Source organism: Xanthomonas sp. WHRI 8932A (assembly GCF_035012785.1).
GTDB lineage: Bacteria > Pseudomonadota > Gammaproteobacteria > Xanthomonadales > Xanthomonadaceae > Xanthomonas.
The window spans coordinates 347,478-368,604 of sequence record NZ_JAYGQQ010000006.1 but is presented as its reverse complement, the minus strand read 5'-3'; the positions used below and the strand labels follow the sequence as shown (position 1 = coordinate 368,604).

The 21,127-nt window shown below is 63.6% G+C and carries 16 protein-coding genes, 2 other RNA genes and 1 pseudogene; 5 read left to right on the top strand and 14 right to left on the bottom strand.

Annotated features, from left to right (window positions below; translation table 11 throughout):
* Positions 1 to 621 precede the first annotated feature (621 nt).
* Positions 622 to 1,053 carry an Lrp/AsnC family transcriptional regulator gene (locus tag VC212_RS12340; RefSeq protein WP_055852282.1) on the bottom strand — a complete coding sequence of 144 codons (432 nt, stop codon included), beginning with the start codon at positions 1,051 to 1,053 and terminating at the stop codon, positions 622 to 624.
* Between the two features lie 119 nt (positions 1,054 to 1,172).
* Here VC212_RS12340 and VC212_RS12335 point away from each other — a divergent pair, with 119 nt between their 5' ends.
* Positions 1,173 to 2,669 carry an aminotransferase class III-fold pyridoxal phosphate-dependent enzyme gene (locus VC212_RS12335; protein WP_323514833.1) on the top strand — a complete coding sequence of 499 codons (1,497 nt, stop codon included), beginning with the start codon at positions 1,173 to 1,175 and terminating at the stop codon, positions 2,667 to 2,669.
* Positions 2,670 to 3,023: 354 nt separating this feature from the next.
* Here the strand turns inward: VC212_RS12335 and VC212_RS12330 are convergent, their stop codons facing one another.
* The 5 genes from VC212_RS12330 to VC212_RS12310 all read right to left on the bottom strand — a co-directional run bounded on the left by VC212_RS12330 (position 3,024) and on the right by VC212_RS12310 (position 9,461).
* Entirely contained in the window at positions 3,024 to 3,731 is a 708-nt protein-coding gene (locus tag VC212_RS12330) for a glycosyltransferase (RefSeq protein ID WP_115528005.1), read from the bottom strand.
* A gap of 258 nt (positions 3,732 to 3,989) precedes the next feature.
* Positions 3,990 to 4,065, bottom strand: a non-coding RNA gene (locus tag VC212_RS12325) — sX9 sRNA.
* A gap of 340 nt (positions 4,066 to 4,405) precedes the next feature.
* A complete protein-coding gene (locus VC212_RS12320; RefSeq protein ID WP_323514834.1) occupies positions 4,406 to 5,785 on the bottom strand; it encodes a metallophosphoesterase family protein in 1,380 nt (459 codons plus the stop codon).
* A complete protein-coding gene (locus VC212_RS12315) occupies positions 5,782 to 6,900 on the bottom strand; it encodes a phytase (RefSeq protein ID WP_323514835.1) in 1,119 nt (372 codons plus the stop codon). Before VC212_RS12315 ends, VC212_RS12320 begins: the two co-directional genes overlap by 4 nt.
* Complete coding sequence (locus tag VC212_RS12310; RefSeq protein WP_323514837.1) at positions 6,900 to 9,461, bottom strand: TonB-dependent receptor; 2,562 nt, start codon at positions 9,459 to 9,461, stop codon at positions 6,900 to 6,902. Before VC212_RS12310 ends, VC212_RS12315 begins: the two co-directional genes overlap by 1 nt.
* 151 nt (positions 9,462 to 9,612) lie before the next feature.
* Here VC212_RS12310 and upp point away from each other — a divergent pair, with 151 nt between their 5' ends.
* Positions 9,613 to 10,245 carry a uracil phosphoribosyltransferase gene (gene upp / locus VC212_RS12305; RefSeq protein ID WP_055852279.1) on the top strand — a complete coding sequence of 211 codons (633 nt, stop codon included), beginning with the start codon at positions 9,613 to 9,615 and terminating at the stop codon, positions 10,243 to 10,245.
* A 309-nt stretch (positions 10,246 to 10,554) separates the two neighbouring features.
* Positions 10,555 to 10,633, top strand: a non-coding RNA gene (locus tag VC212_RS12300) — sX9 sRNA.
* A 64-nt stretch (positions 10,634 to 10,697) separates the two neighbouring features.
* On the opposite strand, the gene VC212_RS12295 is transcribed toward VC212_RS12300, so the two are convergent.
* Entirely contained in the window at positions 10,698 to 12,443 is a 1,746-nt protein-coding gene (locus tag VC212_RS12295; RefSeq protein WP_323514838.1) for a glycoside hydrolase family 9 protein, read from the bottom strand.
* Between the two features lie 434 nt (positions 12,444 to 12,877).
* Here VC212_RS12295 and VC212_RS12290 point away from each other — a divergent pair, with 434 nt between their 5' ends.
* On the top strand, positions 12,878 to 13,354 hold the full coding sequence (locus VC212_RS12290; RefSeq protein ID WP_323514839.1) for a hypothetical protein: 477 nt from the start codon (positions 12,878 to 12,880) through the stop codon (positions 13,352 to 13,354).
* A gap of 319 nt (positions 13,355 to 13,673) precedes the next feature.
* Here VC212_RS12290 and ggt read toward each other — a convergent pair whose 3' ends face one another.
* The 5 genes from ggt to rsmD form a co-directional block, all read right to left on the bottom strand.
* Positions 13,674 to 15,452 carry a gamma-glutamyltransferase gene (gene ggt / locus VC212_RS12285; RefSeq protein ID WP_323514840.1) on the bottom strand — a complete coding sequence of 593 codons (1,779 nt, stop codon included), beginning with the start codon at positions 15,450 to 15,452 and terminating at the stop codon, positions 13,674 to 13,676.
* Complete coding sequence (locus VC212_RS12280; protein WP_055851675.1) at positions 15,449 to 15,733, bottom strand: YfhL family 4Fe-4S dicluster ferredoxin; 285 nt, start codon at positions 15,731 to 15,733, stop codon at positions 15,449 to 15,451. Before VC212_RS12280 ends, ggt begins: the two co-directional genes overlap by 4 nt.
* Before the next feature lie 198 nt (positions 15,734 to 15,931).
* Positions 15,932 to 16,429: a hypothetical protein gene (locus VC212_RS12275; protein WP_055851674.1), complete on the bottom strand. Its 498-nt coding sequence runs from the start codon at positions 16,427 to 16,429 to the stop codon at positions 15,932 to 15,934.
* A 46-nt stretch (positions 16,430 to 16,475) separates the two neighbouring features.
* A complete protein-coding gene (gene coaD, locus VC212_RS12270) occupies positions 16,476 to 16,982 on the bottom strand; it encodes a pantetheine-phosphate adenylyltransferase (protein WP_323514842.1) in 507 nt (168 codons plus the stop codon).
* Positions 16,979 to 17,602: a 16S rRNA (guanine(966)-N(2))-methyltransferase RsmD gene (rsmD, locus tag VC212_RS12265; protein ID WP_323514843.1), complete on the bottom strand. Its 624-nt coding sequence runs from the start codon at positions 17,600 to 17,602 to the stop codon at positions 16,979 to 16,981. The genes coaD and rsmD overlap by 4 nt, the downstream gene beginning before the upstream one ends.
* A 250-nt stretch (positions 17,603 to 17,852) precedes the next feature.
* Between rsmD and htpG the strand changes: the two genes are divergently transcribed.
* A complete protein-coding gene (htpG, locus tag VC212_RS12260) occupies positions 17,853 to 19,757 on the top strand; it encodes a molecular chaperone HtpG (RefSeq protein ID WP_115513254.1) in 1,905 nt (634 codons plus the stop codon).
* A gap of 577 nt (positions 19,758 to 20,334) precedes the next feature.
* On the opposite strand, the pseudogene VC212_RS12255 reads toward htpG, so the two are convergent.
* Both VC212_RS12255 and VC212_RS12250 read right to left on the bottom strand, forming a co-directional pair.
* Positions 20,335 to 20,565 (bottom strand): annotated as a pseudogene (locus tag VC212_RS12255) (transposase); the annotation flags it as partial.
* Between the two features lie 13 nt (positions 20,566 to 20,578).
* A complete protein-coding gene (locus VC212_RS12250; RefSeq protein WP_323514844.1) occupies positions 20,579 to 20,773 on the bottom strand; it encodes a helix-turn-helix domain-containing protein in 195 nt (64 codons plus the stop codon).
* Positions 20,774 to 21,127 lie beyond the last annotated feature (354 nt).

The window sequence follows — 21,127 nt, the reverse complement described above, 5'->3', positions numbered from 1 at the left end:
AGAAGGTGGCGCGCAGCGCCGGATGAGGGTACGAGCGAAGCCTCATGGAGTTGAAATGCCACATGGGCTTCGCCCCGCCCTCACCCCTCTCCCGAGGGGAGAGGGGTGAGGCGGCAGCTCGACTGCTTGTCCTTCTCCCGCTGGGCGGGAGAAGGTGGCGCGCAGCGCCGGATGAGGGTACGAGCGAAGCCTCATGGAGTTGAAATGCCACATGGGCTTCGCCCCGCCCTCACCCCTCTCCCGAGGGGAGAGGGGTGAGGGCGGCAGCTCGACTGCTTGTCCTTCTCCCGCCGGGCGGGAGAAGGTGGCGCGCAGCGCCGGATGAGGGTACGAGCGAAGCCTCATGGAGTTGAAATGCCACATGGGCTTCGCCCCGTACCCTCACCCCAACCCCTCTCCCGGGGGGAGAGGGGCTTGCTAGCTCGCGAATCATGACCCTCAGGATTCCCGACTCCCCGCCCCTCACCGCTCCAACTTCATCGACAGCCTCGGCTTGGGCGGCCGGGAGTGGAGATTCCGGATTGGGGATTCATAAGAGCCGGATCCGCAGGCCGGAACGCGGACGACACAAGCCAGCCCGCTTTTACGATTACCGATTCCCGATTCCCGATTCCCCGCCCCTCACCGCTCGAACTTGGTCGACAGGATGATCGAGGTGGTGGTGCGCTCCACCCCGTCGATCGCGCCGATCGCATCGGTGAGCACGTCCATCTCGTTGACGCCGCCGACCACGCCCAACGCGATCAGGTCGTAGGCGCCGCTGACCGAGTGCAGCAGGCGCACCTCGGCGATGTCGCGCAAGGCCTTGACCACGGCCGGCATCTTCTTGGGCAGCACGGTGATCAGGATGTGCGCGCGGATGCGGCCCTGTTCGTAGTCGTCGTGGGTGCGCACGGTGTAGCCGCTGATCACGCCATCGCGTTCGAGCTTTTCGATACGGCTTTGCACCGTGGTGCGCGACAAGCCGAGCCGGCGCGCGATCTGCGCAGTGGACGCACGCGCGTCCTCGCGCAGCAGCGACAACAGGCGTTCGTCGGACGGGGTGATCTTCACAATGCGCATCCGGTTCGGCGAATCGACGAAAATACCGTACATCACGCCTAAATTCACGCTGCCAAACGCCGATCGTCTGCCGATAATAGGAAGGACAACGTCAATGCAGGAGATGCGCCATGTCCGTCCTCGCCCCGCTCGCCCCGCTGCGTGCCCACGCCGGCCGCCGCCTGACCGATGGCCTGGACGATGCCGCCATCGTGCGTCTGGCCGCCAACCATCCGGATCTGGCCCACGCTATCGACGCCGCTGCCGCCGAATACGCGCAGGTGCGCGATGACGCTGCCGACCTGCTCGATCTGGACGAAGGCGAGCAGATCGCCGCCGTGCAGGACGGCTTCATCAACTTTTACGCCGACGATGCGGTGACGCCCTACGTGGCGCTGGCTGCGCGTGGGCCGTGGGTGATCACGCTCAAGGGCGCGGTGCTCTACGACGCCGGCGGCTACGGCATGCTGGGCTTCGGGCACACCCCCGCGCCGGTGCTGGAGGCGATGGCCCGCCCGCAGGTGATGGCCAATGTGATGACCCCCAGCCTGGCGCAGCGCCGGCTGGACCGCGCCCTGCGCGCCGAGATCGGCCACACCCGCGGCGGCTGCCCGTTCGCACGTTTCATGTGTCTCAACTCCGGCTCCGAAGCAGTGGGTCTGGCCGCGCGCATCGTCGATACCAACGCCAAGCTGCACACCGACCCGGGCGCGCGGCATGCCGGGGCCACCATCAAGCGCCTGGTGGTCAAGGGCAGCTTCCATGGCCGTACCGACCGCCCGGGGCTGTATTCGGATTCCAGCCGCAAGACCTACAACAAGTATCTGGCCAGCTACCGCGACGAAGATTCGGTGATTGCGATCGCGCCCTATGACGTGGCCGCCCTGGAGCGCGCGTTCGACGAGGCGCTGCGCAACCACTGGTTTATCGAAGCGGTATTCCTGGAACCGGTGATGGGCGAAGGCGACCCGGGGCGTGCGCTGCCGGCCGAGTTCTACGCCGCCGCACGCGCGCTCACCCGCTCGCACGGCAGCCTGCTGCTGGTGGATTCCATCCAGGCCGGCCTGCGCGCGCACGGCGTGCTGTCGGTGGTGGACTACCCCGGCTTCGAGCAGCTCGACCCGCCGGATCTGGAAACCTATTCCAAGGCGCTCAATGCCGCGCAGTACCCGTTGTCGGTGCTGGCGGTGACCGAGCACGCCGCGCAGGTGTACCGCAAGGGCACCTACGGCAACACCATGACCACCAACCCGCGCGCGCTCGATGTCGCCTGCGCCACGCTGGCGTTGTTCACGCCCGCAGTGCGCGACAACATCCGCACCCGCGGCGCACAGGCGATTGCCAAGCTGCAGGCGCTGCAGTCCGAACTGGGCGGCCTGATCACCAAGGTGCAAGGCACCGGGCTGCTGTTTTCCTGCGAACTGGCGCCGCAGTTCAAGTGCTACGGGGCCGGCTCCACCGAAGAGTGGTTGCGCCATCGCGGTGTCAATGTGATCCACGGCGGCGAGAACTCGCTGCGCTTCACGCCGCACTTTGCGATGGACGAAGACGAACTGGATCTGCTGGTCGGCCTGATCGCACGCGCATTGAAGGAAGGCCCGCGCCAGGTGCAGGCCGAGGCCGCCTGATCCACGCCGGGCGATGCATCGGCTGCGCAGTTGCAGCCGGTGCATCGCCCGCTTGGGTGTTGGAGTTGCCATCTGCGCCGCGTTGTTTGGTTTGGCAGCGTGGTCGGCACCGGCGGTCGTTGCGCAAGGCATCGACCGCGTTCAAGCAGATGCCAGGCTGTGACCAAGCCTGCCTCTCACCCCACCGATCGCCCCTCGCACAACAACTGCAAGGCGCAATGCGAAGCCAATCTGGCGTGCAAGCTTTCGCTTGCATGAATCGCCAACAACGTGCTTCGCGAATCGGCTAAACACCTTCGACCTGTGCCGCCTTTGCCCAGGTCGATGGCCGTGTCTCAACAACAAAAGCACCAATCAGATCGGCACAGCGCTCAACTTGCGGCGCAAATAATTGGTCACGGCACGGTGTGGCGATTTGCCGCGCCACGACGCCCAGCACAAGTGCGAGCCGACGGCGATCTGGCCGCCACGATGGCCAAGCCCGAACCAGGTGCGATCCGGATGGAAGGCGTTGCGCGGCGGGAACATGATGCCGGCGAACTGCCCGGCATGCGCGTTGTAGAAGCGGGTGAGCCCACGCGGGCCGGAGATCATTGGAATCTCGCGGTGGTCTTCCAGCGTTTCCGGCGCATGCACATTGAAAATGTGCTCGATGAACGCGCCCCAGAACGGATGCCCCGCTTCGGAGCCGAAGACGGCGTTACCGATCTTGAAGTCGTCGTTGTCGGGCGTGCCTTCTTCAATGGGCAGCACGCATTGCTGCGACAGCACCTCCGCACCGAGTGGACGCAGCAGCTTGTAGTCGGTGTCGAAGTAGAAACCGCCGTGCGCATGCATATACGCACAGCGCGCGATGTCCGCTTTCATCACGCCAAAACGGATGCGCTCGTAGCGCTGGGCAAACTCGGGAAACGCACGTCGCATCAGTTCAGAGTTATCGGCATCGTCCCAGACGTGACACGTCCATCCGGGCAACAAACGCTGCAAACGATCGCAAACCCGGCGCTCCTCCCACAGCAAGTGCTTGGTGGGTGCGGTCAGGTGAATCAATTGGGGAATCATGGGGGGCGACTCGGTGGGCTGGGGGAGCCAGAGCCGTCACCGCAGCACCGCATCGAATCGGCTACTCGGTTGGCGGCTCAGCTGCGCCAACCGTAGTCGCACTAATGATGTGACGTAATTCACATTACCTGATGATCAATCGCATTTCTCATCGATAGAATCGATGCATCCGCGAAGTTTTGAAACGACGCATAAACTCCATCGAATGCCCGATGAAACCTTCGCCGTTTTGTCATATTTAGAGCGACCAATAAGAGCAGCTAACAAAACGTAGCGAGCAGTCGTCAGGTGGGTGTGGACGGCGCGGAGGAACCGGAGTGTACGGGTGGTACATGAGGATTCCGAGCACCGGCCGCGCCCGCCTGGCGGCTGCACAGTAGTTTTGTTAGCTGCTCTAAAACGCAACGCGCAGTTATCAGGGCCGCACGGATGGCGCGCTCTGATGCAGAGTATGCGCGTGGTATAGGCCACATCGAGCACCGACTGCGCCCGCCAGGCGGTGAACGCAGTGATGGTGTTAGCCGCTCGACCTCGCAGCAGTCGCGGTCAGTTGAATATGCAGGGCGCCGCTGCGCGGTGCAGGCGCTTTACGCGCCAGGGCACACGTCGCCATCTTCTGGATGGCGTCACTGCCATGGGGCACACGCTCGCTAACGCTTACGCGCCTGCTCAACTCACTCCCAGCAGCGATCCGCGCGTCCCTTGAGCGTGGCGTTGCGCGGGCAATCGCGCGGTGCGATGCGCCCTTGCTCGTGCTCGATCAGCCGCTTGCCACCGCTTGCGTCGCGCTGCAGTTCGAACGCGTCGTACAGGCGGCCGGTGGCGGTGCGCGATTCGTAGACCAACTGCTGGTTGTCGATGCGCAGCACCTGATACAGCTGGGTGTCTTCGCCCACCGGGCGCATGGTCTTGCGCGCCATGTCAGAGAGCCGGTACTGCTTGGGCCCGGCGACCGACACCACGAACACCGGCGTGGCCTGCCCGGCCTGGTCGCCGCGCCGGCCGTACGTGTGGTCATGCCCTTGCAGCACCAGATCCACCTTGTGCCGGCGGATCACCGGCAAGACCTGCTCGACCAGTTTTTCGTTCTCGCGATCGGCGCGCGGCGAAAAGAACGGCTGATGGATCAGCACGATCGACCACGGGTGCGGATTGTCGGCCAGCACCTTGTCCAGCCATTGCGCCTGCGCCGGCCCGGTGCCCAGGTCCAGCACCGAGGTGCCATCGAGCACGGCGATGCGCACGCCCTGGTAGTCGAACCAATAGCTGGTGCGCGCCGTGGCCGACGGCCCGTTACGCGGCAGCGCGAAGGTTACCGGCCAATGGCTGCCCAGGGTGCGGGTGGCCTGCAGGGTCTCATCGCCCTCTTCGTGGTACTCGTGATTGCCCGGTGCCGGCGCCACTGCGGTGCCTTCCAGCAGCCAGCGCCCGGCTTCGAACCACTCGGCCCATTCATTGTCGTCCTGGCCGTCCTTGCCGCTGACCAGATCGCCGGCAAACAGCGCCAGCCGGGCATCCGGCGCCGAGCGCCAGGCCTGACGGATCACCCGCGACACCAGGCTGAGATTCTTGTTCTGGGTGTCGCCGAAATACAGCAACGTCAGCGGGGTCTGCGCCGTGCCCGCGGTGCGGAAGTGATTCCACGCGCCCCAGGTGTCATGGCCCTGCACGCGGTAAGCGTACAGCGTGTCGGGCTTGAGGCCGTCGATGTCGGCGCGATGATGGTGCGAGCGGCCATTTTCGCTGGTCAGCGTGGCGGTGCTGGCACGCAGACGCCGCGGTGTGCCGACGTCGGGCGAATCGCCGGCGATCACCAGTTCCAGCCACGGCTGATCGACGCTGGCATCGGTGCGCCAGGCCACCGCGAAACCGGTCGCCGCGTCCTGTGCGGGCGTGGCGACAATGCGGTCCGGGAAGCCGTCGGCCACGTAGTGGGTGGACCCGGCCGGCACCTGCGTATTCGGCTCGGCGGTGCGCTCGCCAGCCAGCGCGTGGCTAGCGGCAAGCGCCATCAACGATAACGCTGCGTAGCACGCGGTACGCGCGGCGCTCATGGTGCGCAGTCCTTCAGGCGCAGAGTGCGTGCGATGTCGCGCCAATCGAACGCGGCCACCGCCTGGTCGTCGTGCAGCGCGTAGAACACGCCGCCGGGAAAGCGCGCATCGCCGCGTTGATCCAGCCACACGCCATCGGTATTGGCGGTCACACGACCGGCGAAGGCTCCCACGTGCGCCAGCGTTTTGCGATCGAACACCTGGAACACGCTGCGATCCTTGAACTGATCGGTGGCGATCCAGTAGCCGCTGCCATCGGCGCACTGCAGCAAGGTCAACCCCTCGGCCTGTGCCTTGAACAGCCCGGCGCCCACGTCGCGCCCGCGATAGCGCCCGTCCATGCCGTACTCGCGCAACTGCGTGCCCACTGCCACATCTTCTTCGGCAATCAGCAGCCGCGCATTGGCCTCATCGCCGAATACCGACTCGGCGATGCGCACCGCACCGGCCTCGGTGGTATCGCCGAAACTCTGCGTCAGCCGTGACTGCCAGCCCTGCCCTGCCGCATTCAACTGATAACGACGGAAGCGTTGGCCCAGCTCGGCCAGCGGCGGCGGTTGGTCCTTGTTGGCCGGCGACATGTAGTTGTCGCTGACCACCACCTCGTAGCCGCCGTCATGCTTGCGCACCCACAATCCGTAAGGCTCGCGCAAGTCGTCCTGGCCGAACGCGGTCAGCGGTTTGAACTCCGGCAGCGAAAACACCTGCACGCGGCGGTTGTCGCGCTCGACCACGAACACCAGATCATCGACCACCGAAATCCCGTTGGGCCGATCCAGCTTGCCCAGCGCCTTGCCCTTGCCGCCGACCACGCGCAGCCGCTTGCCGCTGTCGCCATCGAATACCACCAGCGCATGCGTGGCCTTGGACGTGGCGATCACCCAGCGGCGGCCATCGGGCGCGATCCAGCTGGCCGGCGAATCCAGATTGTCGGACGGCGTCAATGCAGTGATGAAGGCTTCCGGCACCACTTCATGCGCCACCTTCGCTTCGCTGAGCATGGGGTCGGTGAGCAACGCTTCGTCGGCTTCGCGGTCGACCGGCTTGGTCGCACAGCCTGCCAATAGCAACGCGCTCGCAAGCAGTGTGGAGTGCAGCAATACGCCAGCCCGCATCACAGCGCCACCTTCAGGCCCAGCGCATAGGTGCGGCCGTACTCTTCGTTCTGCAGCGTGCGCGAGGGCACGCCCTGATACAGCTCAAATGGCTCATCCAGCAGGTTCTGCGCTTCCAGATACAGGCTGACGTGGCTGTTGAACTGATAACTCATGCTGACATCCAGCTGGGTGTGCGGAGCGACATAGATATCGTACGCGCGGCTCTGGCCAATGGTGTCCAGATATTCGCTGCGATACACCGCCGCCACACGCGCACTGAAGCCGTATTTTTCGTAACCCAGATGGCCGCTGTAGATGCGCTTGGACGAGCGCGGCAGCATGAAGTCGTCGCCGGCGCGATTGTTCAGGCCCGGGTCGAAGTCGCTGTCCAGGGCGGTGGCACTGGCACCGACCAACACGCCGTTCCAGCCTTCGGGCAGGAAGTCAAGCGTCTGCTGCCAATTGAACTCGGCGCCGCGCACCTTGGCGGTGTCGCCATTGATCGAGCGCGTCACCTGCAGGCCAGGAAATTCGGCATCGGTGGTGCTGAGGGTCTGCACGATGTAATCGTCGATCGACTTGTTGAACACGCCCAGCGACACCAGCCCGGTGCTGCCGATGTACTTCTCGAACGACAGATCCAGATTGGTGGAGCGATACGGGTTGAGGTCGGGGTTGCCGATGCTCACTTCTTCATCGCCGCGGTTGATGCTCACGCGTGGCGACACATCGCCGAACGACGGGCGCGACAAGGTCTTGTTGGCTGCAAACCGCAACACCCAATCGTTGCCACTGTCGTAACGCAGGTGCAGGCCCGGCAACACATTGGTGTAGCTGCTGGAGGCTTGGCGCGGCGTTACCGTGGCGGTGCGACCGTTTTCGGCAACGTCCACCTGATTACCGGTGGCGTTGAACTGGGTGTTCTCCACGCGGACGCCGGCAATCATGCGCAACGCGCCGATATCCCAGGTGCCCATCGCATACGTGGCGAACACGTCTTCGCTCGCGGTGTAATCGTCCTGCAGAGAGGTCTGCACATTGCCGCCCACCTCCTGCGGACGTGCGCTGTACAGACCACCCGACGCACGCCAGTAGCGGCGCATACCGTCCGAACCGATGCTTTCGCCCAAGGTGCCGCCACGGTGCTCCGGTGCGGCGGTGGTCCAGCTGCTCAGATCGATCGCCGGGCCACGCCGCAGCTCCTGTTCGTTGACGTCCACATCGCGTTCGCGCCAGCGACCCAGCACACCCATCTTCAGGCTGGAATGTTCGCCGTCGAAGCGCACATTGACCTGCGCGCTGTGCTCGCTGTCGTCCACCGTTTTGGGCGCCAGCACGAAGCGGTCGAACACGAAGTCCTGGTTGCTCTGCCATCCGTTGTCAGAGAAACCCAGCCGCGGGATGCCACTGCGCTGATCCACGGTGGCCGACAGGTCGTCGCCGTCGTAGTCGAAGCGCGCTTCCATCTCATCGTTCACCCGCTCGGTGGTCTTGGTGTAGCCCACCTTGTAATCGAGCGTGGCGCTGCTCAGGCGGTTTTCGCCGCCGAAACTGATCGCCGTGTTGTCTTCCTTCTTGGTGCGGTAGCGTACGCGCTTGGCGATGCTGTCTGCCGGCAGATCGGCCACGTTGTAGGTGCCATCGCCGTTGGCGCTTACCTGCCCATCGGCCAGGCCGAAGATGGTGCGCTGGCGCGTTTCGGCATCGTCGAAACGGCTGTACAGCGAGCGCAGGTAGTAGCGGTTGTCGGCATCCGGGCGCCAGTCCAGATTGAGGTTGGCGCCCATGCGGGTGCGCTCGATAAAGTACTTGCGGCGCTGCACTTCGCCGGCAAACAGGTCATCGGCAGCGCCACCGGCGAAGGCGTCGTACGCCACTTCGGTGTTGTCGGATTCGAACTCGCGGTCCTGATAGTTCACACCCACCGCCACACCGAAGGTGCCGTTGTAGATGTCGCTGTAATTGAACGCGCCCTTGGGGCTGGTCTTGCCCGACAGCGACTGATGGCTGCCTTCGATCGAACCGCGCAGCGTGCGCCCGTCGCGATCGAACGCAGAGGTGGATTCCACCTGGATCGCGCCGCCGATCGAATCGCCCGGCATGTCCGGCGTGGGCGACTTCACCACTTTCAAGCGCTCGGTGGAATCGGACGGAATCACGTCCAGCGGCGCCGAGCGCGTGCCGTCTTCGGGCGTGCCCATGCTCATGCCGTCGATGGTCACGCTGTTGAGCGACGAATCCAGGCCACGGATTACCACAAAGCGGCCTTCGCCCTGATCGCGGGTGACGCTGACGCCGGGCAGGCGCTGCAAGGATTCTGCAACATTCTTGTCGGGGTAACGGCCCATCGCATCGGAAGCCACTGCATCCTGGATCGCATCGGACGCGCGCTTGAGATCGACTGCGCGCTCCTGCGCTTCCAGCTGCGGGCGCACTTCCAGCCGCTCCAGATCGATGGCCGCCGCACCGCTGGCTGCGCCGGAGGCAGCAGCAGCCTCTGCCGCCTGTGCCTGCGGGCCCCAGCCGGCGGTTGCCAGCGTCAGCGTGATCGCCAGGCAGAGCGGAGTCTTGTTCAACACGAGTGCTTCCCCAATCGGTTAAGAATGGGTGCACACACTATGTCTGCGACGTTTCACCGACATGACATATGCAAGCGCGATCACACCCGATGTGTGGCAGCGCCACGCATGGCTGCGGCACACTGTGCGCCTCTCCCGTCTGTCGCTGCCCATGAAAATCGTCGAAGTCCGCCACCCTCTCGTCCAGCACAAAATCGGCCTGCTGCGCGATGCCGCCTTGAGCACTAAGGGCTTTCGTGAACTCGTGACCGAACTCGGCACCCTGCTGGCCTACGAGGCCACGGCCAATCTGGACACCGAATCGCATGTGCAGCAGGGCTGGGCCGGCCCGGTTGATGTGCAGCGCATCGCCGGCGCCAAGATCACCCTGGTGCCGATCCTGCGCGCAGGCCTTGGCATGCTGCCAGGCGTGCTGGCACTGATCCCCGCCGCGCGCGTTAGTGTGGTCGGCCTGCAACGCGATGAAGAAACCCTGCAACCGGTACCCTACTTCGAACGCCTGACCGGCCGCCTGGAAGAACGCGACGCGCTGATCCTTGACCCCATGCTGGCCACCGGCGGCACCTTGATCGCCACCATCGACATGCTCAAGCGCGCCGGCGCCCGCCGCATCAAGGGCATCTTCCTGGTCGCCGCGCCGGAAGGTCTGAAAGCGCTGGAAGCCGTGCACCCGGACGTGGAGGTCTACACCGCCGCCATCGACGACCACCTCAACGAAAAGGGCTACATCCTGCCCGGCCTGGGCGATGCGGGCGACCGGATTTTCGGGACGCGGGTGGAGTGAGTCGCAGCGGGAGCCTCAGGATCGACCGAGTCTGGAATGGGATGACGAGTCACTCGCTCGGGTGACTGATTGGTCAAAGACCAGCTCGGCAAGCCCCTCTCCCAATGGGAGAGGGGTTGGGGTGAGGGTACGGCATGCCAGTGTTCTTGCCGACGCCGTACCCTCATCCGGCGCTACGCCCCACCTTCTCCCGATGGGAGAAGGGACAGCCCCCCCCCCCCTGCGCACGCGCATGAGATAGCAACTAAGAGCAGCTAACAAAACGACTGTGCAGCCGCCAGACGGGCACGGCCAGTGCTTGGAATCGGCATGTGCCCATCTCGTACACTCCGGGTCTGAGCGCGCCGCCCGCACCCACCTGACGACTGCTCGCTACGTTTTATTAGCCGCTCTAAATACAGTGATAGAGCTGCGGCCTGATGGTGCAGCTTGCTAGAAACCTCGGGCATCCCTCAGCGCGTCGAGGCCTCGATGGCCGCACTCACATACACCAGCGGCGCATTCCAGTTGATGGCGACTTCATTGCTCGCGTAACTGCAGGTGTTATCCAGATACGACAGCGCCGGCAACGTGGACGGATACGGCACCTTGCAGTCCTTGGCGTCCTGCTGGCCCGGCTGCGGGCCGCCGGCCAACCAACCCGGCACCGGCGCGTCGATGCCGTCGGCCTCCGAGGGGCGATGGTGGATATGCATCGGCGTGCGCTGGCCTACCCCGGTGACGAACGACAACCCCAGCGGATTGCGCCCCAGGATGTAATCCAGATGCGATTGCGCGGCATCCAGCGTCGTCCGTTGTTTGGTCAGGCGATAGCCCTGCAACAGCATCATCGCGCGGTTGAGTACGGCGGAATTACTGCCCCAGACGAAATCCTTGTCGGTCATGGCCAGGCGCCACGGCGATGTCTGCCATTGCTCGGTCAACTGCTGCGCCAGACCGGTGATCTCACCCGTGATGCGCGCACGATCCGCATGCGCGGTCAGCGTGTCGCGGTGCGCGGCCAGCGACATCCACGCCAACCCGCCTACATTGCTCCAGCCCGGCACGCTGGCCGGCACATTGCGCGCCAACATCGCATCGTAGAAACCATCCTCGCGGGTGGTGACATACAACTCCGCCGCCGCCCACGCGAATTCGTCGTCGACCTGCGCATCGTCATAGCCGCCGGTCCGCACGTCGTCGGGCTGGCGATAGATCACATCCGGATGCTGCTGCGCCCACGCCCAGGCATCACGCGCCGCCTTCAACATGCGCGCCGATACACCCGGATACTGCTTTTCGAACGGCGCATACACACGGCTGGCCGCGGCCATTACCGCTGCAAAATCCAGCGTGGCCGCCGTGGCCTTCATCACCACGTAGCGTTGCTGCTTGGCCTGATCGGGCATTACCAGACCGTCGAACTGCTTGTCGGTGAGCTTGTGGTACACGCCACCATCGGCCGGGTCTTGCATGGCCAGCATCCATTCCAGATTCCACCAGGTTTCCTGCAGGATGCCGGGTACGCCGGGCGAGTCGTTGGGGATGGTCAGGGCCTGCGCCTTGAACAGCGCCGGGTAGTGCTCGTATGCCGCCAGCAAGGTGTAGGTACTGATACCGGAGTTGACGATGTACTTGTTGTAATCGCCGGCGTCGTACCAGCCCTTGGGCGCGCTGATCACGCTGTCGGCCGGACGCGTGGCCGATGCGGCCGATGGATGGATGCGTACCTGCGTGTCCGGATGCCCGGACGCACGCGCATAGCGCCCGGCGAACTGCGCGGGCAGCGCGGTGCTGGCGCGATTGAAATAAAACGCCTTCAGCGAGGCATCGACCACCGGCTGATACGCATGCGCGTTGATCGGAAATGCATCCGAGGTCGGCAACCCATCGATCTTCAACCGGTAGGTGCCCGGCACACGCACGCTGGAGAAGTCCGCCACCCGCGCCTGCTGCCCGGCCGGCGACCACAGCGCTGGCGGTTGTAACGTGCCTTTCAACACCGTGCGGCCCTGCGCATCTTCGACCGTGAAACGGTCCGCCCCCGGCGCCGCGCCCTGCGGCAACCCGACCACCGCCAACTTGGCTGAGCCCGGCAGATAGCCGAGTTGATTGACGTGGATCGAACCGCCGGTCTTTTCCGTAGCGGTCTGTGCCGAACAGGCAGTGGGGGAAAGCAGGATGGCGGCCGTGATCATCAGCAGATTGAGATTGTTCATCGCCCAATGGTGGCCGGATGTCGGTGCTGCCACAAGCCCGGGCGAGCGCGCGAGATGCGGGCAGCTGCACAGATCTTGCGACGCACCGACATCGCCGGCGTGTCGTCGCTCCAGAGCACGGATCGCCAACATCGCCGGATGACAGCAATCGCGACTGCGCGCTGACACCCTCGCGATTCACCCGAATTTTCTGCTGCCTGCATCGCAGTCTGTCGGCGTTCGCACCCAGTTGGCGTAGCGGAAAAACAACTGCGCGGCGTCCCACGCGAATTTCAATAGAAACAACCGCAAGCCTCGTCGTCTCCCCCAATTTTTCAGATTGCCACGCGCCTAGATTGGCGTTGCGGCAATGCCGCACCTCCCATCGCACTGCCCTGCCCGACGCTTGTGACTGCGAGTGCTACGGCATGGGCTCTCTTTGCCAAGGACCACAGATGACCAGCCACCCAACCATTTCGTCGTCTCCTCGCAGCCCGAACGTGCCGGGGCCGCAGTGCTCGCAGCATCCGCAGCGCTGGAAACGCCTTCCGATAGCGCTGTTGCTCGGGCTACTAGCCTCAAGCCAGACCGCCTTGGCATCCAAACAGTGGAATGCCAGCCCCAATCAAGTGCAGAACAACTGGATCTCTGGCATGTACGCCGCCATCGGAGCGCCGTTGCAGGCAACATTGCGTCGATGCGAACTTGCGCAGGCAGCAGTCTGCGAGGTCATCATTTTGGCCAATGGCGGGGTGCATACCAGCCCCGCCGATGACAACCAGCATTTCACCTTGAGGTTCACTGGAGCCCAAGCACCCTACACTGCCTGTCACATCTACCCACAGGATCCAGGCAACACCACAAGCAAAGCGCTGACTGGAGCCCTGTGCTACGACCCGCAGCACAGAGGGACCTACATCAAACTCAATTGAGTTGCTCATCCGCAGGTGGGCGCTTGCAAGCCGACAACACAGGAAATGCTGTTGTCGGTTGAGCGTAGGTGCTGCGTAGGAACCGTTGGCACATGCTGTCAGGTGCTGCCTGCCTACGCGTTGCTGCTGGGCTCAAGAGTGCCGTGGCCGCGCTTGATGCAATCACCATGCGGTGATTGCATCAAGTGGAGACCAGAACACCTCGCAGAAGTGTGACTAACGACCGCATGCCGCCAGTCCTGGTCAGGGGCACGAACAAGCGCACTCGCCACATCAGCCCAACCTACTTCATCGCAGCTTGGTCAAGGGACCTGACGGGTTATCGCGCTGCCGCATCCAACTGCACTTCCGCCTTGCCCACCGGGTTACGCGGGTCGCTGCCGCCGCTGAGCACATTGCTGCGCTTGTCCCATTCCACCGTCTGCAGGTTGCCCCACACGTGACTGGACCCGCGGCCGCCTTCTGCCGTATCGCCGGGCAGTTTGAGCGCGTGGCCTATCGCCTGCAGGCCCTTGGCAGTCTGCGGTGAGAACGCGTCGGTTTCGGCATCGATGACGTCCGGCAACCACTGATGGTGATAGCGCGGCAACGCACTGACCGCCTGCGCATCCAGCCCCGCGTCGTAACCCAGGATGCCGAGCAGCACCATGGTGATGATGCGGCTGCCGCCCGGGGTACCCAGCACGATCGCCTTGTCGGCCGATTCCATGAAGGTGGGCGTCATCGAGCTGAGCATGCGCTTGCCCGGCTTGGGGGCGTTGGCCGCGTAGCCCATCACGCCAAAGGCGTTCGGCGTGCCCGGCTTGAGCGCAAAGTCGTCCATTTCGTCGTTGAGCAGCACGCCGGTGCCCTTGGGGATCAGGCCCGAGCCATACAGAAGGTTGACGGTCTGAGTGCCGCCGACGCGATTGCCTTCGCCATCGATGATGGAAAAGTGCGTGGTCTCGTCGTCTTCCAGCGGCGTGGGGTTGCCCGACAACAGATCGCTGGGCGTGGCTTTTTCCGGATTGATGGTGGCACGCAGGCCTTGCGCATAATCCTTGCTGGTCAGCACGCGCTGCGGCACGTCGACAAAGTCCGGATCGCCCAGAAAGAACGTGCGGTCGCGGTAGGCACGGCGCATCGATTCCACCACCAGATGCGTGCGATGCACGTCATCGAGCTTGTTCAAGTCCCAGCCTTCCAGAATCTGCAGCATGGCTGCCAGCGCAATACCGCCCGAGGACGGCGGCGGCGCGGTGGTGATCTTCCAGCCGCGATAATCGAACTGGATCGGCGTGCGCTCTTTCACCGTGTAACCGGCCAGCTCCGCCGCATTCCAATGCCCGCCCGCCTGCTTGACGCCGGCGATCAGCTTCTTGGCGGTCTCGCCCTTGTAGAACCCGTCGAAGCCCTTGTCGCCGAGTAGCTTCAAGGTATGGGCCAACTCGGGTTGCTTGAAGGTGTCGCCTTCGGCAATGGGTTTCCCGCCGCGCAAATACACCTCACGCGTCCCGGGATAGCGCTCCATCACTTCGCGCCGCGAGGCGTAGCCCTTGGCCATGCGCGCATACACCGGGAAGCCGTTGGTGGCGATGCGGATCGCCGGCGCCAGCGATTGCTTGAGCGGCAGCCGGCCGTGCTTGGACGCCAGCTCCACCAGCGCGGCGGGCAGACCGGGAATGCCGGCCGACCACGGCCCGTTGACCGAGCGGTCGCGGTCCAGTTCGCCCTGCTTGTTGAGGAATTTTTCCGGCGTGGCCGATTCCGGCGCGTATTCGCGCGCGTCCAGCATCACGTCCTTGCCGGTCTTGGCATCGTGCAGCAGAAAGAATCCTCCGCCACCCAGGCCCGAGCTGATCGGCTCGACCACCGCCAGCGTGGACGACACCGCAATGGCCGCATCGAACGCGTTGCCGCCCTCGCGCAGGATCTGCAGCCCGGCATCGGTGGCCAATGCATGGCCGCTGGCCACCGCCGCACCGGGCGGATGCGTGGCGACTGCAGCGGGCGCGCCGGCGGAAGGCTTGGCGCCATCCGCAGACCAGGCCGGCGGTGCCAGCACCAAGGCCAGCAACAGCAGGCCGCGTGTCGAAAAACGTAGGGAGAAAGTGCTCACGGGACGGGAGGCTCCTGTTCGTACAGTTCGGGGTGATCGCGCTGCAGCTGCATGAGCTTGGCCAGCAATTGATCATGGGTTTCCGGAATGTCCGGATCCGGGTCGATGCACTCGACCGGGCACACCACCACGCATTGCGCTTCGTCGAAATGGCCCACGCATTCGGTACAGCGTGCCGGATCGATCACGTAGATGGTTTCGCCCATCGAGATCGCCTGATTCGGGCATGCCGGTTCGCAGACGTCGCAATTGACGCACAGCGCATTGATCTTCAGCGACATGGCAGCCCCGCAGATCGGGGCGCAGCGCGCTGCAGCAGGCAGGCGCAAACCGCGCGGGCGAGCCGGACGACAACGCCGGGGGCGTTGCCGAAAGCCGGCCCAGACAGGCCGGCTACGAGGGAGTGCAACTTCAGCAGCATGGTGCGTTTCCACGCCGCGGCCGGGTGCGCCCTCCCGCGCATCCGGCCTGATACGGCATTACTTGGCTTCAACGAAGGTGTATTCCGCGCCCTTGGGCTGGACGATGGTCTGCACGCGCGCATTCTCGGCGGCGTCGCCAATGAACAGCACGCGCACGCCCTTCATCGAATCCGGCTGCACGTCCTTGAACGCGGCGTCGATCAGGTCGGCCATCTTGGTGGAGGCGGACGAACCGAAGGCCAGCATGTTGCCCGGCTGCACGCCACGCGCCAGCGCGGTCTTGACGCTTTCCAGCTGACGCTCGTAGCTGCCGGCGAACTCGGCATCGGACTCCGGCGGCAAGTAGTACAGGAACGGGCTGTTGGTGGTGGCGCCCAGGTTCTGGCCGACCACTTCCTGCAGGTACTTCTTCCAGCCGGCGTTGTCGTCCTTGGCCGGGGCCTTCAGCGCTGCCGGAGCGGCAGCGGCGGTCGGCGCCGGCTCTTCTTTCTTGCAGGCGGTGACCGCCAGAGCGGCGATCGAAGCGAGCGCCAGAGCGCGCATGGTGTGTTTCATGAAACTCCTCCCTTTGAAAAGCGTGGTGATGGAACGACAGATGAGATCAGGCCTGCGCGCGGGACTCGCGCACTTGCCGCAAGGCTTCGACCACCGAGGCCGGCACGAAGCCGGAAACGTCGCCGCCCAGCCGCGCGATCTCGCGCACCAGCGACGACGAAATAAAGCTGTATTGCTCGGCCGGAGTGAGGAACAGCGTTTCCACTTCCGGGATCAGATGACGATTCATGCTGGCCATCTGAAATTCGTATTCGAAGTCGGACACCGCACGCAGGCCGCGCAGCAGCACCCCGGCATGCATGTCGCGCACAAAGTGCGCCAGCAGCGTATCGAAGCCGCGCACTTCCACATTCTTGTGCGCCGCCAGCGCTTCCTGTGCCAGCGCGACGCGTTTTTCCAGCGACAATGCCGGGCCTTTGGACGGGCTGTACGCCACGCCCACCACCACGCGCTCGAACAACGGCGCGGCACGGTTCACCAGGTCGATATGACCATTGGTGATCGGGTCGAAGGTACCGGGATAGACGGCGGTGCGGCTGTTGGCCACGCTCATACGGAAACTACCGGGGTCGGATCGCCGTTCAGTGTAGCAGCGGCCCGGCGATACAGCGCATAGCGCACCTGCCGGGTACCGCCCTCGCGATGCAGATGCCAGCCGGCCGGCAGCTGCAACGCCAGGTCGGCCGGCGCTTCCAGATACAGCCAGGCCTCGGCGGCCAGATGTGCGGGCAGGCGTTCGAACACGCTCGGCCACAGACCGGCCGCGAATGGCGGGTCGACGAAGACGATGTCGACCGGGGCCGCAGGCGCGCGCTCCAGCCAGCGCAGCGCGTCTTCCTGCAGTACCTGCACCTGGTCGGCCGCCTTCAGCTTGGTCACATGCTCGCGCAGCCGCTGCGCCAGGCCGGGGTCGCGCTCGATCAGCGTGGCATGCGCGGCCCCGCGCGAGACCGACTCCAGCCCCAGCGCGCCGGAGCCGGCAAACAGATCCAGCACGCGCGCACCGCGCAGCCGCGGCATCAGCCAGTTGAACACGGTCTCGCGCACGCGGTCGCTGCTGGGGCGCAGGCCCGGCAGGTCCGGCACCGCCAACCGCGTGTTGCGCCAGCGCCCGCCCACGATACGCACCTGGCCTTCGGCGCCACGCGGCGCCGGCCGTGCCGGGCGGCTCATCGCAACGCGCCTGTGGCAGGCGGACGACGGCGTAACACAGGTGGCGCAAGTGGCAGCATGGGTCGGAATGCAGGCGATGGCCGCCCATGATACCGCTGCCGCCGGCATGCCCGCCCCGCCCGCCCCGCCCGCCCGGGGCACCGACGCGCCACACCTTCGCGCAGGCACGCCTTGAAAAAAACCGCCGACGGCCTCATCCCCCAGGCCATCGGCCGTAGTGCGGCCCGGACCACCATGGAGCACGACCCCAATGACCGTTGACACCGACAAGCAGACGCTGGGCTTCCAGACCGAGGTCAAGCAGCTGCTGCAGCTGATGATCCATTCGTTGTACTCGAACAAGGAAATCTTCCTGCGCGAGCTGGTTTCCAACGCTGCCGACGCCGCCGACAAGCTGCGCTTCGAAGCCTTGGTCAAGCCCGAGCTGCTGGAAGGCGGCAGCGAGCTGCGCATCCGCGTCGACTACGACAAGGACGCGCGCACCGTCACCATCGACGACAACGGCATCGGCATGAGCCGCGAGGATGCGGTCTCGCATCTGGGCACCATCGCCAAGTCCGGCACCGCCGACTTCCTCAAGCATCTGAGCGGCGACCAGAAGAAGGACGCCAACCTGATCGGCCAGTTCGGCGTCGGTTTCTACAGCGCCTTCATCGTCGCCGACCAGGTGGACGTGTACTCGCGCCGCGCCGGCCTGCCCGCCAACGAAGGCGTGCATTGGTCCTCGCGTGGCGAAGGCGAATTCGAAATCGCCAGCATCGACAAGCCCGAGCGCGGCACCCGCATCGTGCTGCAACTGAAGGAAGGCGAAGATTCTTTCGCCGACGGCTGGACCCTGCGCAACATCCTCAAGAAGTATTCCGACCACATCGGGCTGCCGATCGAAATGCGCAAGGAGCATCACGGCGAAGAGGCTGATGTACCTGCCGAGCCGGAGTGGGAAGCGGTCAACCGCGCCAGCGCGTTGTGGACGCGCCCCAAGTCCGAGATCAAGGACGAGGAATATCAGGAGTTCTACAAGCACGTCGCGCACGATGCGGGCAACCCGCTGGCGTGGAGCCATAACAAGGTCGAAGGCAAGCTGGAATACACCTCGCTGCTGTTCGTGCCCGGCCGCGCCCCGTTCGACCTGTATCACCGCGATTCGGCCAAGGGCCTGAAGCTGTACGTGCAGCGCGTTTTCATCATGGACCAGGCCGAGCAGTTCCTGCCGCTCTACCTGCGTTTCATCAAGGGCGTGGTGGATTCGTCGGACCTGTCGCTCAACGTCTCGCGCGAAATCCTGCAATCCGGCCCGGTGGTGGACTCGATGAAGTCCGCGCTGACCAAGCGCTCGCTGGACATGCTGGAAAAACTCGCCAAGGACAAGCCGGACGACTACGCCACCTTCTGGCGCAACTTCGGCCAGGCGTTGAAAGAAGGCCCGGCCGAGGATTATGCAAACCGCGAAAAGGTCGCCGGCCTGCTGCGTTTCTCGTCCACGCATGACACCACCGGCGCGCAGAGCGTGGGCCTGGCCGATTATGTGAGCCGCCTGGCCGAGGGCCAGGACAAGCTGTACTACCTCACCGGCGAGAGCTACGCACAGATCAAGGACAGCCCGCACCTGGAAGTCTTCCGCAAGAAAGGCATCGAAGTGCTGCTGCTCACCGACCGCATCGACGAATGGCTGATGAGCTACCTCACCGAATTCGACGGCAAGTCGTTCGTTGATGTCGCACGCGGCGACCTGGATCTGGGCAAACTGGATTCGGAAGAAGACAAAAAGGCGCAGGAAGAAGTCGCCAAGTCCAAGGAAGGCCTGGCATCGCGCATCAAGGCAGCGCTCGGCGACGACGTAGCCGAAGTACGCGTCTCCCACCGCCTGACCGACTCCCCCGCAATCCTCGCCATCGGCCAGGGCGACCTGGGCCTGCAGATGCGTCAACTGCTGGAAGCCAGCGGCCAGGCCGTACCGGAAAGCAAGCCGGTGTTCGAGTTCAACCCCGCCCACCCGCTGATCGAGAAGCTCGATGCGGAACAGGACATGGACCGCTTCGGCGATTTGAGCCGCGTGTTGTTCGACCAGGCTGCGTTGGCGGCGGGCGATAGCCTCAAGGACCCGGCCGGGTATGTGAGGCGGTTGAATAAGTTGTTGTTGGAGTTGTCGGCCTGACAGCTGCGATGTAGCAGCTGAAAATACAACGGCCGGAGCATACTCTGGCCGTTGCATTTAAACCGGCAAATGCTTGACCAATTTTCTTCCTCGGCACTTTTTTGACTATATTCCTTCACTGAGGAGTAGCTGCAGAAGAGACCGGCCATCTATTTAGATCTAGATAATGAGCCCTAGAAGATATTTACCACGCTACTGACATAGAATATTCATCGATTCAGCCTCAACGCAGTCCGTAGCGACTACTATCCAGCAGTAATTTTAGACCGCCATGAAGACCTCATACGACTGGCATCTAACTATGACTCAAAATTCTTGACCAGAATTCAATTCGACTTAAACAGCCTTTTTATCCCAATATAGCAGGGAGCAATAATGAAGGCACTAATAATCGACAAATTTTGCCGCAGTTGAATTCCGATAAACAAGACCAGCACATCCACACCAATCATATTTACCAACAGCACAGCCGACAGCAACTCGGGATTTGACAGGAGCAAGATCGCAGTTGCAAACAGGATACCCCCACCCCATCGGCGAACGAACCGGGTATTTAACTTATCTCGAAAGAAACCCATCATTCGACTTCGCTCTGCTCCCGTTCCAGCCAGATCCTCGCCGAACGACGGATTGCCGGATCGGCATCGTGTTCGGCCCTGCGCCACAGCCCGCCCCTCTCTCCTGGTGCGAGCAAGCTAGCGACTTCTAGTGCAGCATTGCGTACGCGCCAATGACCGCTGCCAAAGGCGAGTTGCTCGATGGAGTCATAGGCTTCCGTTATTCCGAGCAACGCGGCGAAGATTAGTAACGGCGTGAAAAACTCAATTTAGACTGCCTTGCACAACACCGCTCATCGCATAGAGGTGATCGAGGCTGGGCGCAAATCCATTACGTTCCCAGTGCCCAACGGTTGCCCTATTGACTCCCAATTTTTGCGCCAGCTCGGTCTGGGACATTCCAGCCCCAATCCTGGCAGCACGGATCCTCGCCGCTAAAGAAATCGTTTCGCTGTCCAATTAGCTCCTCCACCATCTCCTACATGCATAGGTTCAGAGTCTCCTCACTTGAAGAGCCGAAGTCAAACAGTAGGAAGGGCTTTAGTTGGATAACAGCTGGGAACATTGAAGCTCCCATCATTTGCGCGGAAGCATTGCGAATTTATCAAGTCGTGCCAGTAGCACTTTGGAGTCAGATGTTGCGGACTACATAACGAATCGCAGACACAACCATGACTGGGCGCAATAGCGTTATCTCCCGTTACAGAACGTATTCATTTCGTTTTTTAGCATCGTCGCCCTTAGGCAGAGGCACCTATCATCAGCTGCAGGCGACGACATCGACCATAGAGTGAAGTCGTGGTCGCTGCTATG